The following is a 14243-nucleotide window of genomic DNA, read 5'->3' on the forward strand; positions in this document are numbered from 1 at the left end:
GCGGGACCGCGTCCAGGGCCCCGAAGGGGTGTTGCCCGGCTCCCCTACGGCCGGAGCGCTCAGCGCCGTCCCTGCTTGACCGGGCCGACGGGGGCCTCGGACCGGCACCGGGGCCTGGAATCCTTGCGGGGCAGGTGTTCCGGGTGCGACCCAAGATGCCGAAAGTCCGCATTGGGATATTAGACTGAGCGCCTCGTACCCTCCCATGACAGGATCGCTTTGGCCCCCCGCTGTCCGTACGCCGAACTCCACTCCGCCGACTTCCACGCCGACCCGCACGCGGTCAACCAGCGCATGGTCCAGGAGCACGGCCCCGTCTTCCCAGCCGAGATCTTCCCCGGCATCAAGGCCTGGGTCGTCGCCGACTACGCGCTGATCACCGCCTGGTGCCGCGACACCCGTACCTTCCGCCGCGACTCGCGCCTGTGGCGCGACTGGCGCGAGGGCCGCATCCCCGACGACGCCCCGGTCGTGGCGATGATGACCCACCGGCCCAACCTGCTGTTCTCCGACGACGAGGAGCACGCCCGCCTCAAGCGCGTGGTGGTCGACTCCCTGGGCCAGGTCCCCGAGAGCCGGGTCGGGGACATCACGCGTCGGCACGCCGACACCCTCATCGACGCCTTCGTCGCGCGCGGCCACGCCGAGCTCGTCTCCGAGTACGCGCGCCTGCTGCCCCTGCTGGTGCTGTGTGAGCTCTTCGGCTTCTCCCGCGACGTGGGCGAACGCGTGCTGAACTCCCTCAGCGACCTGTGGGACGGCATCGACGCGGTCAAGGCCAACGGCGAGTACGAGCGCGCCCTGTCCGAAGCGATCTCGGTCAAGCACGCCGAGCCCGCGGACGACATCACCACGTGGATGCTCCAGCACCGGGCCGGCCTCAGCGACGAGGAGCTGCTGGCCCAGCTCGTCGTGACGATCGGGGCCGGGGCCGAACCCACCGCCAACCTGATCGCCGGGACCGTGCGCACGCTCCTGGTGGACGACGAGGTGCGCAAAGCGTTCCGCGGCGCCCGGGTGGGGGTCGGGGAGGCGATCGACCAGGTGCTCTGGCGCGACCCGCCGGTCAACAACTACCCAGTCCTGTACCCGGTGAAGGACGTGCGGGTCAGTACGGGAACGCTGATCCAGGCGGGCGAGCCGATCCTGCTCGGGTACGCGGCCGCGCACGCCTCGATGTCCGGGGGCGGCCCCGACATCGAGCAGGGCAACCGCGCGCACCTGGCCTTCGGCGCGGGCCCGCACCGCTGCCCGGCCCAGGGTTTCGCCTACGCCATCGCCCAGGTCGGGGTGGAGACCCTCACCAAACGGCTCTCCGGCCTGCGGGCGACACAGGACGACGTCGAGCGGCGCCCCGCCCCCTTCGCACTGGCGCTGTCCCGGCTGCCGGTCGCGTTCACCCCCGATTCCCCGAAAGGCACCACACCTCCATGGCAACAGACATCCCCGTCCTCCACCCCTACGACCTCCACCGACAGACAGCCGAGCTCCGCGGCCGAGGCCCCGTCGTCGAAGTTGAGATCGTTGGTGGCGTGGCTGTTCGGGCGCTGACCGGACACGACGTCATCATGGAGGCGCTGGCCCACCCCGGCGTGCGCAAGGAGGCACGGCACTGGCGCCCCTGGGCTCAGGGTGAGATCCCCATGGACTGGCCGCTCATCTCCTGGGTGGCTCCGGACAACATGCTCACCGCGGACGGCGACCGCCACCGGCGCCTGCGCACCCTGGTCTCCCAGGCGTTCACCCCGCGCCGGGTGGAGCTGCTGCGTCCGCGCGTCGAGGAGATCGTCACCGAGCTCCTGGACGCCGCCGCGGACTCCGGGGCCGGGACCGACCCGGTCGACCTCAAGGCCGCGCTGGCACTGCCGCTGCCCATGACGGTGATCTCCGAGCTGTTCGGGGTCGGCGCCGAGCACCGCGACACCCTGCACACGCTGATCCACCGGGTCTTCGACACCACCACGCCCCCGGACGTGGCCGCGCAGACCAACGCGGACATGCTCGCCCTGCTGGCCGAGCTCGCCGAGGAGAAGGCGAAGAACCCGGGCGACGACCTCACCAGCGCCCTGCTGGAGGCGCGTGCCGAGGGCGACGAGAAGCTCTCACAGACCGAGCTCGTGTGGACCCTGATCCTCATGATCGGCGCGGGTTACGAGACCACCATGAACCTCATCGCCAACGCGGCGCACGCCCTGCTCACCCACCCGGAGCAGCTCGCGCTGGTCCGGAGCGGCGAGGCGTCCTGGGCCGACGTAGTGGAGGAGACCCTGCGCTGGGACGCCAGTATCCAGTACCTGCCGCTGCGCTACACCGCCGAGGACGTCACCCTGGGCGGGGTGCGCGTGCCCAAGGGTGAGGCCCTGCTCATGGGCTTCGGGGCGGCGGGCCGCGATCCCGAGCAGCACGGCGGGGACGCGCACGTCTTCAACCTGCGCCGTGAGCAGCGCGGGCACCTGGCCTTCTCGCACGGGCCGCACTTCTGCCTGGGCGCGGGCCTGGCCCGACTGGAGGGGACCACCGCCCTGGAGGCGCTCTTCTCCCGGTTCCCGGACATCCGTCTGGCCGAGGGCGAGGAGGTCCCCGAGTCCCCGTCCATCGTCTCCCGCGGCGCTGCCCGGCTGCCAGTGGTCCTGGGCTGAGCCGTTTCGCAGGAGCGCCCCGCGCACGCCCCCGGCCGGGGGCGTGCGCGGGGCGCTCCCGTTCCCGGCCTTGGAGCGGTGCCCCGCACGCGCTTGCGCGAATGGCAGCCACCGGCCCGCAACCCCGCACGGCTTCGACGTTGGAGAACCCCCGGTGATCGGCCCGAACAATTCGGGGCCGACAGGCCCGCTGATTCACACCGCCTCCGGGTAGGACCCGAACGCGGGTTCACACGACCACGCGCCGGGGTCACGGGGGTACGGGGTAGGGGGCGCCTCCACCGGATCGGCGCCCAGGCGCTGCCTCCGGTGGACGGGCTCCCGGGCCCGTTCGCCGGTCGCGGGCACCGTGCCTGACCGCGCCGGAGCCCGGAACCGGCCGGGGAAGCAGCGACGAAGCGTCCAGGAGGAAGAATGAGCGAAAGCGGAACCGTCGACGTGGACGGGCAGATCGGAGCCGTGTCCCGAGGGCTGAGAACCGGGAAGCGTGACGGGGAGCAGACGCTGATGACCACGCTCAGCCAGCGATACGACACCACGGTCGAGGACCTGTGGGAAGCGTGTACCTCGGCCGAGCGCCTCCGCCTCTGGTTCGCCCCGGTCACAGGCGACCTCCGCCTGGGCGGGGACTACCAGGTGGAGGGAAACGCCAGCGGCACGATCGAGGCCTGCACGGCACCCCACTCCTTCGGCGCCACCTGGGAGTTCAACGGGGAAACAAGCTGGATCACCGTCCGGGTGGACCCCGAGGGCGACGGGGCCAGGCTGACACTGAAGCACACCGAGCACGCCGACACCGAGGCGGACTTCTGGCAGCGGTTCGGCCCGGGCGCGACCGGCGTGGGCTGGGACCTGGCCTTCCTAGGACTGGCCCAGCACCTGCACGCCGGGGCGGAGGCGCTGGAGGAGGAGGGCTGGGAGGCCACGGACGAGGGCCGCAGGTTCGTCACCGCCAGCAGTGAACGCTGGGGCGAGGTGAGCGCGGAGTTCGGTACCCCGCGCGCGCAGGCCGAGGCGGCCAGGGACCGGACCACAGCCTTCTACCTCGGACAGGAACCGCCCGCACAGGAGTGAGCGCCCGCCCCGCGCCGCCGCGGGGCGGGGCCGGACCAGGACCGCGTGGAAGACGGGCGTCGGGTCGGAGCCCGGCGTCCTCGGGCAGGCGTCGGCCGGTGGCCGGAGGCCCTGGCCGCCGCCGGACCTCGCTCGGTGACGCCAGTGACGTGGCGGGTCACCGGTCCCCCACCGCCTCGAACACCGCGGCCAGCCCCTGACCGCCGCCGACACACATGGTGACCAGCCCGTAACGGCCCCCGCTGCGGTCGAGTTCGCGGGCGAGCGTGCCGATCATACGGGTGCCGGTGGCGCCGACCGGGTGGCCCAGCGAGATCCCGGACCCGTGGACGTTGGTGCGCTCCAGGTCCTTGGCGGTGAACTTCCACTCGCGCATGACGGCGAGCGCCTGGGCGGCGAAGGCCTCGTTCAACTCGATGACGTCGAGGTCGGCGAGGGTGAGACCGGCCTGTTCGAGCGCGCGGTCGGTGGCGGGGACCGGGCCGATGCCCATCACCCTGGGCGCGACCCCGGCCGCGGCCCAGGTCCGCAACCGCACCAGCGGGCGCAGTCCCAGCTCCTCGGCCTTGTCCCGGGTGGTGACCACGCACAGCGCGGCGGCGTCGTTCTGCCCACTGGCGTTGCCCGCCGTGACGGTGGCCTCGGGGTCCTGGGCCGCCATGAGAGGTTTGAGCTCGGCCAGGCTCTCCACGCTGGTGTCGGCGCGCGGGTGCTCGTCGGTGTCGATGACTCTCTCGCCCCTGCGTCCGCGGACGGTGACCGGAACGATCTCCTCGGCGTAGACCCCGGAGCTCTGGGCGGCGACGGCGCGGGCGTGCGAGGCGACGGCGAGCTCGTCCTGCTCGGTGCGGGTGATCCCGTACTCGGCGCGCAGGTTCTCGGCGGTCTCGATCATGCCGCCGGGCACCGGGTAACGGGAACCGCCCGCCGTCTCGCGGGCGCGCACCAGCCCGTCGTGGACGGTGATGCCGCCGCGGGCCCCGCCCCAGCGCATGTCGGTGGAGTAGAACACGGCGTTGCTCATGCTCTCCACCCCGCCCGCCACGACCAGGTCCTGGGCTCCGCTGAGCACCCCCATGACGGCGTTGACCACCGATTGCAGGCCGGAGCCGCAGCGCCGGTCCAGGTGCTGGCCGGGAACGGTGACCGGGAGTCCGGCGTCGAGGGCGACGACGCGGCCGATGGCGGGCGCCTCGCTGTTGCCGTTGCAGTGGCCCAGGATGACGTCGTCGATCACGGTGGGGTCGATGCCGGTACGGTCCAGGAGCCCGGTCAGGGCCTGGGCGCCCAGGTCCACGGCGGTGACGGTCTTGAACACCCCGCCGTAACGGCCGATGGGGGTGCGGACGGGTTCGCAGATGACGACCTCACGCATGGGTCACGCCTTTCTCTCTCGAACAGGGCGGGGGTTCGGGGTGAGCGGGCCGGGGCGCGGGAGCGGTCGGGGCCGGAACAGCGGGCCGGGGCGCGGGAGCGGTCGGAGCCGGAACAAGCAGTCCGTCCGCCCGGTGGGCTCCGGCCACCGCCTTCTCGAGCCAGAAGACCAGCACCCCTCCCCACGGCGGCGCCCCGGGAGCCCGGTCCGGGGCCCGGGGCGCTGTGCTCACTGGAGTCTCTCCTTCTCCCCGCGGACCAGGCCGCCTCCGATGATGAGCCGCTGGATCTCGCTGGTGCCCTCGTACAGGCGCAGCAACCGCACCTCGCGGTAGATGCGTTCCACGGGCACCTCGCGCATGTACCCGGCGCCGCCGTGCACCTGGACGGCCAGGTCGGCGACCTTGCCGACCATCTCGGTGCAGTAGAGCTTGGCCACTGACGGTGCGATACGGCGGTCCTCGCCGCTCACGTACTTGGCGGCGGCGTCGCGGACCAGCGCGCGCCCGGTCTCCACGCCGGTGTACTGGTCGGCGAGCATGGCCTGGACCAGCTGGTGGTCACCGATGGGCACACCGCCCTGGGTGTTGGCGGCCGCGTAGGACACCGACTCGTCCAGGGCGCGCTGGGCGGTGCCGACCGACAGCGCGGCGATGTGCACCCGGCCCCGGGCCAGTGAGCTCATCGCGGCCTTGTAGCCGACCTTCTCGTCCCCGCCGACCAGCGCGTCATCGCCCACCCGCACCGAGTCGAAGGTGACGTCGGCGGTCCAGGCGCCCTCCTGGCCCATCTTGGCGTCCTTGGGGCCCACGGTGACGCCGGGGGCGTCGGCGGGCACGAGGAACACGGCGATGCCGTTGCCTTCGGGGCCGGGCTCGCGGGTGCGGGCGAAGACGACGAACAGACCGGCGAGCGGGGCGTTGGTGATGAACTGCTTGCCGCCGTCGATGACCCAGTCGGAGCCGTCACGCACGGCCTTGGTGCGCAGACCCGCCGGGTTGGAACCCGCTCCGGGTTCGGTGAGGGCGAAGGAGGCGATCACCTCCCCCGAGGCGACGCCCTCCAGCCAGCGCTCTCGCTGGGTGTCGGTGCCGAAGTTGACGAGCACCTGCCCGGCGATGCCGTTGTTCGTCCCGAACAGCGATCGCAGGGCGAGCGAGGTGTAGCCGAACTCCATGGCCAGCTCGACGTCCTGGACGAGGTTCAGACCGAGTCCGCCCCAGCGCTGGGGGATCGCGTACCCGAACAGACCCATGTCCGCGGCGGCCTTGCGGATGTCCTCGGGGATGGCGTCGGTCGCCAGGATCTCGTTCTCACGCGGGACGACCTTCGTACGGACGAAGTCGCGCACCTGGGCGCGGACGTCGGTGAAGTCTTCGGCGGTGACCTCGGTCTCGGAACTCATGGCCACGATGATGGCGGACAGTTCTCATACGAGTCCAATACCTGATGTCGCCGCATTGTTGCTTCAGATGGAATAATCCGGAGGCGTTGAAGCCTCCGGGGTGAAGAGGGCCACCCGGCGGCACAGGTCGCGTGACATAGGTTGCCCTGCATGAACCTGCACCATCTGGAGGCCTTCCTCGCCGTCGCCGAGGAACTGCACTTCGGCCGTGCCGCCGAGCGCCTGCACATGGCCCAACCCCCGTTGACGCGCGCCATCAAGCAGCTCGAACGCGACCTGGGCGCCCAGCTGTTCGTGCGCACCACCCGTTCGGTGCACCTGACCACGGCGGGGCAGGCACTCATCGGACCCGCCAACGACGTGCTGGAGGGCTGTCGGGTGGCACGCAGCGCGGTCCGATCCGCCGGGAGAGGTGAGACCGGACTGGTGCGGTTGGGTTTCGCCGGTCCTTCCTCGCATCTGCTGGTGGGCGACCTGAGCAGGCTGGTCCGCCAGCGGCGCCCCGGGATCGAGCTCCGGCTGCGCAGCACCACCTACGCCAACGAGGCGCTGCGCTCGGTGATCGACGGCGAACTGGACCTGGCGCTGGTGCGGTGGAGCGTGCGGCCGCCGGAGATCGCGCAGCGGGTCGTGGCCGAGGAGCACTACGTGCTGGTCGTCCCGGAGCACCACCGGCTGGCCGAGCGGGAGACGGTGAGCATCGCCGAGTGCCGGGACGAACCCTTCGTGGCGCTGCCGGCGGCCCCCGGGTCGATCGTGCGCGAGACGTTCATCCGCGCCGCCTACGAAGCGGGGTTCTCCCCCGACATCGTCCAGGTCGCGTCGGACTCGTGGACGCTGATGGCGCTGGTGGGCGCAGGGGTCGGGCTGAGCTTCACCCTGGACACGGCGGTCGCCAACGTGCCCCGGGACCGGATCCGCCTGGTGCGGCTGGCGGAGGAGTTCACCCCTTCCTACGCGCGTCTGGCCTGGCGCCGCGACGCGGTGAGCCCCGCCCTGCGCGAGGTACTGCTCGCCTCCGAGGAGGCCCTGCCCACCCCGGAGCACCTGGTGGGCGTGGAGGTTCCCTGACTGCGGCCGGACCGTCGGCCCGCAGCGGCCCTGAACAGGCCGAAGCGGCCAGAGGCCGGACCGCCGCCCGTGCCATTCTCGGTGCCACAAGAAAACTTCGAAAAAGTCCGCTTGAGGTGTCGAATACGGGTCGCACCGTACGACGAGAGGATGTCAGGCAACCGACCAGCGAGGAATCGAGCATGCGCACCCTGATCATCACCGCCTTCGTGTCCGTCGACGGCGTCATGGAGGCACCGGGCGGAGAGCCCGGCTACCGTAACTCCGGCTGGACCTTCAACGCGGTCCCGATGGACGAGGCGGCCTACGAGATCAAGAGCCGCGAACAGGAGGAGGCCGCCGCGCTGCTCCTGGGGCGTCGGAGCTACGAAGCGTTCGCCCCCGTATGGCCTTCGATGGAGGAGTTCGCGGGTTACAACTCCATGCCCCGCTACGTGGTCTCCAGCAAGCTCACCGAAGACGACCCGCGCTGGCCCGCCACCGTCCTGCGCACGCTCGACGAGGTCGCCGAGCTCAAGAAGACCGAGGGTGGGCCGATCTCCGTGCACGGCAGCGCCGAACTCGCGCGGGGCCTAGCCGACGCCGGGCTGGTCGACCGTTACCACCTGCTGGTCTTCCCGCTGCTCCTCGGCTCCGGGAAGCGCCTGTTCAGCGAAGCCGACAAGGACCTGACCAAGCTGAAGCTGGTCGAGCACGAGGTGTACTCCAACGGCGTGCAGAAGCAGGTCTTCGACGTCCTGCGCTGAGGGGCTGACGACCACCGGCCTCTACGGAGATAGTCCTGAATCTCAGCTAGGGAATCGTCCCCGCGCGGGGGGCTCACGTGTAGGTGGCTGTTGGTCTCGGAGGTCACGGCGGTTCATCCCCGCATGCACGGGGCTCACACTTAACGAACTGCGACGACGCGGAGCGTTATCCCCGCGTGACCTTGTTGCGGGCCCGATGGTTTCTGGCCCCCAGGCGCACATCATGACAGACCAAGGACCGCTTCGGGCCCCTGGAAACCACGTGAGCGGCCGGTCCCGCTCGGGACCGGCCACTCACATTCGCTGTCCGGGATTAGCGCTTCATACCCTTGGCGATGGCCTCGATGATCTTCGGGCGCAGCTCCGCGGCGCTGATGATCTCGTCGACCGAACCGACCTCGACCGCGCGCTGGATGCTGTGGACGCCGTCGAACTCTGTGGCGACCTCGCTCAGCTTCTCCGCCCGCACCGCGGACTGGACCTCGGTGAGCTCTGCGCTGAGCTCGGCCCTCTCATTGGTGCTGGCCTCCGACACCCGGGTCTGGAGTTCGGTGACACGCGGGTCGGTGGCGGTGCGCTTGTTCACCTCACCCGCGAAGACCACCGCGGCGGCGGGGGCGCCGCCGAGGACGGAGGCGAAGGAGCCCTCCAGGGCCAGGACCGTCATGTTCGGGTTCAGCGCCTTGGAGAAGACCACGAACGCACCGCCGTGGTAACGGGAGATCACGCAGAAGACGATCGGGCCCTCGAAGTTGACGATGGCTCGGCCGATCTCCGCGCCGTACTCCAGCTGGAGCTTGCGCATCGACTCCGGAGAGCCGTCGAAGCCGGAGAGGTTGGCCAGCACGACCAGGGGTCGGTTGCCGGAGGCGGCGTTGATCGCCCGTGCGGTCTTCTTGGACGACCGCGGGAACAGGGTGCCCGCGGTGTAGGTGTCCGGGCCGTCGGTGGGCGGGAAGCCGCGACGGGCGACCGAGCGGGACTCGATACCGATCAGGCATACCGGCCAGCCGCCGATGTGCACGTCCTGGACGGCGGAGGTGTCGGCGTCGGCCATGCCCGCCCAGCGCTCCAGGACCGCGTGGTCCTGGTCGGCCAGGGCCCGCATCACCGTACGGATGTCGAAGGGCTTCTTGCGGTCCGGGTTGTGCTCGACCGAGAAGATCTCACCGACCGTGGTGAAGTCACTGCCCTCGAAGGTGTGCGGGAAGTCCGACACGTCGCGGTCGTCCGGGTCGGTGGTGAGGGCCTTGCGCGGCGCCGCTTCGCCCGGCAGGACGTAGGTGTGGTCGTAGTGCGCCATCAGCACGTCGCGGGCGGCGGGCAGGTTCGGCGCCCAGTACTGGGCCTGGCCGTTGGGGCCCATCACCCGGTCGTAGCCGCCGATACCGAAGTTGTCCTCGGCCGACACACCGCCGGAGAAGTCCAGCGACTGCTTGCCGGTGAGCACCATCGCCGAGTCCGGCGTCATCACCAGGATGCCCTTGGTGTGCATGAGCATGGTGGCTTCGGCGTTCCAGTAGGGCTGGGCGCCGACGGTGATGCCCGCGACGACGATGTTGATCTCGCCGCCGTCCTGGGTGAACTCCACGATCCGCTTGAGCGCGGCCGCGACCCAGTCCATGTTCTCGGTGCCGGAGGTCATGGAGATCCGGGCACCGGCGGAGAGCGCGAACCACTCCAGCGGAACCCGCATGTCCTCGGCCAGGTTGATGGCGGCGATCACCCGCGAGCACTCGGGCTCCGAAAGCGCGCCCAGCGCCTTGGTCGGGTCGCCGAGCAGGACGACTCGGGTGACGCCCTCGGGGTGGCGTTCGGTGGGCGTGGTGACCACACCCGCCACGATCGCGGCGGAGTTCTGCCCGCGGGGCCGCTCCACCGGGACGAGGATGTTGTCCTCGTTGAGGTCGTGCTCGACGAAGCTGCCGTCGGGCCCGGTGAGCATGCCGGTCAGCTCGTAGGGGTAGGTGGTGCCGCGGCGGGCCGCGCGCAGCACCTTCTGCCGGTAGTCGTCCAACGGCAGCAGCGGCTCGGTCGAGGGCTCCTCGACGCGCACGCTGGCGCCGTTGCCCGGGTCCAGGCCGATCCGCACGGCCAGTTCGGTGAGCTCGCCCTCGTCGGTGCGCTGGCGGGCCACGAACTGGACCTCTTCGAGACCGGCTCCGTCGGTGGTCGGCAGGATGCGCTCCACCAGGGCGTTGAGCTCGTCGATACTCAGCTCGGTGGGCGGCCACACGTACATCAGGATGCGGTTGGTGTCGAAGCGCTTGTTGTGCGGGCGCTGCGCCTGGATGTTGCGGATGGCGTCCAGGCAGGCGGCGAGCGTGCCCTCCACGGCGGGCAGGGCGACCAGGCGGCCGTCGTGGTCGCGCAACGGGGTCAGGTCGCGGACCTGGCCCAGCGCGATCAGGCGCTCGTCGGACGGGTTGCTGCGCGCCACGGCCTTGAAGAGGTAGACCTCCTCGTCCGCGGACGGCAGTCGGGTGAGGTCGAACTCCCGCAGCCGCTGCAGCTGCAGGCGCTGGGCGATCTGCGGGTGCAGGCCGCGGATCAGCCGGTCCTCGACCAGGGAGCCGCCCTCGGGCCGGAAGGTGAAGTGATGGTGCATGACCGCACCGCTGGTCCCCGCCACGGTGGCGGTCACCCGACGCACACCCTTGGGCAGCGGGTTCTCGGCCAGGATCTGGCCGAGCCGCACCGCCATGGCGTCGGCGTCCGGCTGGCCCTCCCAGGTGAGGTACAGGTCAGCGACCAGGCTGTGCTCGGCGGCGCCGGCGGCGAGCTCGGCGACCGCGCCCAGGGCCTCGGGCAGAGCCGTGATGTCCACGGCGGTGGTGACCACACGGGTCACCCCGTGCGCATTGGTGTGCTCGGTGGTGACCAGCTGGCACCCCCCGCTCTGGCCCGCGGTGACCTCGGACAGGCCGCGGTTGCCGTAGTAGCGGCGGGTCAGTACCTCCAGCAGCGGCGCGTGGTCCTTGCCGGGGCGGCCGATCCGCTGCCCGATGATCCGGACCAGCGGCTCGGAGCTGGCGACCATGGACTGGATCCGCTCGGCGCGGTCCGGCGCGTTCGGGTCGCGGTCCAGGTGGCGCAGGTCGTCGCGGACGGCGGCGTAGACCTTGGCGCGGTTGCGGCGCAGCAGCGGCTGGGTGAACCAGCGGAACACCACGCCTCGGGCCAGGTCGGACAGGGCGGGGTAACGCACCTGGGTGGCCTCGACCAGGTGTTCCAGGGCGAGACCGGCGCGCTCGCCGAGCTCCTCCTGCGGCGGGGCGTCGGCCAGCCAGCGGCGCAGCAGCTCCGACACGATCGTGACGTAGCCGCCCATGCGCTGCTGGGCGAGGAAGATCCGGAAGACCGCGTCCTCCAGCTCCGGGGTACGGTCCAGGTCGGTGACGCCGTAGTGGGCGAGGACCCGGGCGAGCTTGCCCTGGAAGTCCTCGGTGACCCCGGCGCGCTCCACGTCCAGGCTCTGCAGGTAGCTGTGGAAGTACTCGCGCGGGCTGTGCACGCGGCTGTCCTGCTCGGCGTCGACGCCGCCGCCGGGCTTGTTGCGGTTCAGCTCGGACAGGTCGGCGAACACGGTGAGCAGGTCCAGCTCGCCCTCGACCGGCTGCACACCGGTCCCGGAGCGGGCGGTGAGGTAGTCCTCGAGCACACGCTCGCGCTCGTCTGGTCCGAAGTCGAATCCGAGCAGCAGGCCGCGCAGGTCGTTCAGGCCCTGGTCGGCGCGCTGGGCGGCGGAGGCGGCCGGGACCGGTGCGGGCAGGTCGATCTCGACCGTCTCGGCCTGGGCTCCGGTGTCCTCGGCGTCGTCGTCGCCGAGCGGTTCCAGGCGCATCAGCGGGGCGCCGGTCTCGACCTGGCCGCCCACGGCCACGGGGCATTCGCGTACCCGGGCGCGGAACGGCGCGCGCAGCACCGTCTCCATCTTCATGCTCTCCAGCACGAGGATGGGCGCGCCCGCCTCGACCTCGTCGCCGACGGACAGCGGGGTGGCGACCACCAGCGCGGGGGCGGGGGAACGGACGACGCCGCCCTCGTCGCGGCTGACCCGGTGGGTGACGCCGTCGATCTCGACCAGGTGGACCGGTCCGTGCGTGGCTGACACGAACCGGAAACGGCCGCCGTTGACGACGATGTGGCCGCTGTGGGCGTCGAAGCGCTCCACCTCGACGTCGGCCGGGTACACGTCGCCGCCGCCGGAGACGCCGACGCGGAAGCGGTTGTGCCCGACGCGGGCCACACTCACCCGGTAGCCGACCCCGCGGAGCTTGAGGTCCAGGGGACGGCCGGAGTCGTGCTGCACCTGCGGGCGGCCGCCGTGGGCGGTGGACAGCAGCTGCTGGCGGCTGGCCTCCTCCTCGTCGCGGTAGGCCTCGATGGCGGCGGCGGCCAGGGCGACGGCGGAGTGGCGGTGGGTGACCAGGCGGCCCTCGGCGCGCACCCGGTCGATCCAGCCGGTGTCGGCGCTGCCGTCGATCACCTCGGGCTGGTCGAGCAGGTCGAGCACGAAGCTCTTGTTGGTCGCGCCGCCCTCGATGATGACGGTGGTCTCGGCCATGGCGCGGCGCAGTCGGCCCAGCGCCTGCTCGCGGTCGCGGCCGTAGGCGATGATCTTCGCGATCATCGAGTCGAAGTCGGCGGGGATGCTGTCGCCCTCGCGCACACCGGTGTCGACCCGGATGCCGGGGCCCGCGGGCATGTTCAGGCGTGCGATGCGGCCCGGGGAGGGCGCGAAGTCGCGGTCGGGGTCCTCGGCGTTGAGCCGGGCCTCCACGGCGTGGCCGGACTCCTCGGGCTGCTCGCCCTCGAGCCTGCCGCCGGCGGCCACGTGCAGCTGCAGGCGGACCAGGTCGGTGCCGGTGGTGATCTCGGTGATGGGGTGCTCGACCTGGAGGCGGGTGTTGACCTCGAGGAAGGCGAAGAGCCGCTCACCGGGGTGGTAGAGGAACTCGACGGTGCAGGCGCCCCGGTAGCCGACGGCCACGGCGAGACGCTCGGCGGAGGCCTTCAGCTCGGCGGCCTGCTCGGGCTCCAGGACCGGGGAGGCGGACTCCTCGATGATCTTCTGGTTGCGGCGCTGCACCGAGCAGTCACGGACGCCCAGGGCCCAGGCGGTTCCCTGGCCGTCCGCGATGACCTGGACCTCGACGTGGCGGGCGCCGGTGACCAGGCGCTCCAGGAAGACCACACCGGAGCCGAAGGCGCGCAGGGCCTCCTGGCTGGTGCGCTCGTAGGCGTCGGTCAGGTCCTCGGAGGAGGCGACCATGCGGATACCGCGGCCGCCGCCGCCGGCGGTCGCCTTGAGCATCAGCGGGTAGCCGATCTCGTCCCCGGCGCGCAGGGCGTCCTCGAGGGTGGAGACCTCACCGCGGCTCCAGGGGGCGACGGGGACGCCGACCTCCTCGGCGATCAGCTTCGCGCCGATCTTGTCACCGAGTTTGCGCATGGCTTCGGGGCTGGGGCCGACGAAGGTGACGCCGATCTTCTCGCACAGCTCGGCGAAGGCCGGGTCCTCTGCGACGAAGCCCCAACCGACCCAGGCGGCGTCGGCCTCGGTCTCCAGCAGGGCGCGTTCGAGGACCGCGAGGTCGAGGTAGGGCCGGGCCGAGGCCGGACCCAGGTCGTAGGCGACGTCGGCCTCACGGACGAAGGTCGAGTTCCGGTCGGCGTCGGTGTAGAGGGCGACCGTCTCGATCCGGGCCCCGGTTTCCGCCGAGAGATCCCGAACGGCGTGGATGAGCCGCATCGCGGCCTCTCCACGGTTGACGATGGCGACACGACTGAACACCGGTATGCCCCTCCCAAGTACCAACACGCAGAAGGCGACGTCCGGGTCTCGGAGCGCCGCCTGCACCTGTCTTCTAGCTTGGTGGATTACCTCCTGGTACACCAATGTCCCGAATTGCTCACGCCGGAGCCCCAGCT

General features: G+C 71.3%; 8 protein-coding genes. 5 read left to right on the plus strand and 3 right to left on the minus strand.

The features are described from left to right. The first annotated feature begins 219 nt into the window (after nucleotides 1-219). From NE857_RS21020 to NE857_RS21030, 3 genes are all read left to right on the plus strand, one after another. Nucleotides 220-1551, plus strand: a complete 1332-nt coding sequence (locus NE857_RS21020) for a cytochrome P450 family protein (protein WP_184364959.1) — start codon at nucleotides 220-222, stop codon at nucleotides 1549-1551. After that, the gene (locus tag NE857_RS21025) at nucleotides 1533-2639 is read left to right on the plus strand and encodes a cytochrome P450 family protein (protein WP_184364961.1); all 1107 of its coding nucleotides are present in this window, start codon (nucleotides 1533-1535) and stop codon (nucleotides 2637-2639) included. Before NE857_RS21020 ends, NE857_RS21025 begins: the two co-directional genes overlap by 19 nt. Before the next feature lie 414 nt (nucleotides 2640-3053). Beyond that, the gene (locus tag NE857_RS21030; RefSeq protein WP_184364963.1) at nucleotides 3054-3713 is read left to right on the plus strand and encodes an SRPBCC family protein; all 660 of its coding nucleotides are present in this window, start codon (nucleotides 3054-3056) and stop codon (nucleotides 3711-3713) included. Nucleotides 3714-3870: 157 nt separating this feature from the next. Here NE857_RS21030 and NE857_RS21035 read toward each other — a convergent pair whose 3' ends face one another. Both NE857_RS21035 and NE857_RS21040 read right to left on the minus strand, forming a co-directional pair. Next, nucleotides 3871-5088 (minus strand): acetyl-CoA C-acetyltransferase, encoded by a 1218-nt coding sequence (locus tag NE857_RS21035; RefSeq protein ID WP_184364965.1) that lies wholly within the window; start codon nucleotides 5086-5088, stop codon nucleotides 3871-3873. 228 nt (nucleotides 5089-5316) lie between these two features. Beyond that, a complete protein-coding gene (locus NE857_RS21040; protein WP_184364966.1) occupies nucleotides 5317-6492 on the minus strand; it encodes an acyl-CoA dehydrogenase family protein in 1176 nt (391 codons plus the stop codon). Nucleotides 6493-6642: 150 nt separating this feature from the next. On the opposite strand from NE857_RS21040, the gene NE857_RS21045 reads away from it, so the two are divergent. Further along, complete coding sequence (locus tag NE857_RS21045) at nucleotides 6643-7563, plus strand: LysR family transcriptional regulator (protein ID WP_184364968.1); 921 nt, start codon at nucleotides 6643-6645, stop codon at nucleotides 7561-7563. A 182-nt stretch (nucleotides 7564-7745) separates the two neighbouring features. Then, nucleotides 7746-8309, plus strand: coding sequence for a dihydrofolate reductase family protein (locus NE857_RS21050; protein ID WP_184364970.1), 564 nt, complete (start codon nucleotides 7746-7748; stop codon nucleotides 8307-8309). 313 nt (nucleotides 8310-8622) lie between these two features. On the opposite strand, the gene NE857_RS21055 is transcribed toward NE857_RS21050, so the two are convergent. Further along, nucleotides 8623-14106 carry an ATP-binding protein gene (locus NE857_RS21055; RefSeq protein ID WP_254417303.1) on the minus strand — a complete coding sequence of 1828 codons (5484 nt, stop codon included), beginning with the start codon at nucleotides 14104-14106 and terminating at the stop codon, nucleotides 8623-8625. Nucleotides 14107-14243: the final 137 nt, after the last annotated feature.

Origin of the sequence: Nocardiopsis exhalans, assembly GCF_024134545.1 — a bacterium.
GTDB classification, from domain to species: domain Bacteria; phylum Actinomycetota; class Actinomycetes; order Streptosporangiales; family Streptosporangiaceae; genus Nocardiopsis; species Nocardiopsis exhalans.

Bases quoted from the DNA above. Each gene is read 5' to 3' on its own strand.
- NE857_RS21030 (WP_184364963.1), top strand. From the start codon at position 3,054: ATGAGCGAAAGCGGAACCGTCGACGTGGACGGGCAGATCGGAGCCGTG.
- NE857_RS21035 (WP_184364965.1), bottom strand. From the start codon at position 5,088: ATGCGTGAGGTCGTCATCTGCGAACCCGTCCGCACCCCCATCGGCCGT.
- NE857_RS21045 (WP_184364968.1), top strand. From the start codon at position 6,643: ATGAACCTGCACCATCTGGAGGCCTTCCTCGCCGTCGCCGAGGAACTG.
- NE857_RS21050 (WP_184364970.1), top strand. From the start codon at position 7,746: ATGCGCACCCTGATCATCACCGCCTTCGTGTCCGTCGACGGCGTCATG.
- NE857_RS21040 (WP_184364966.1), bottom strand. From the start codon at position 6,492: ATGAGTTCCGAGACCGAGGTCACCGCCGAAGACTTCACCGACGTCCGC.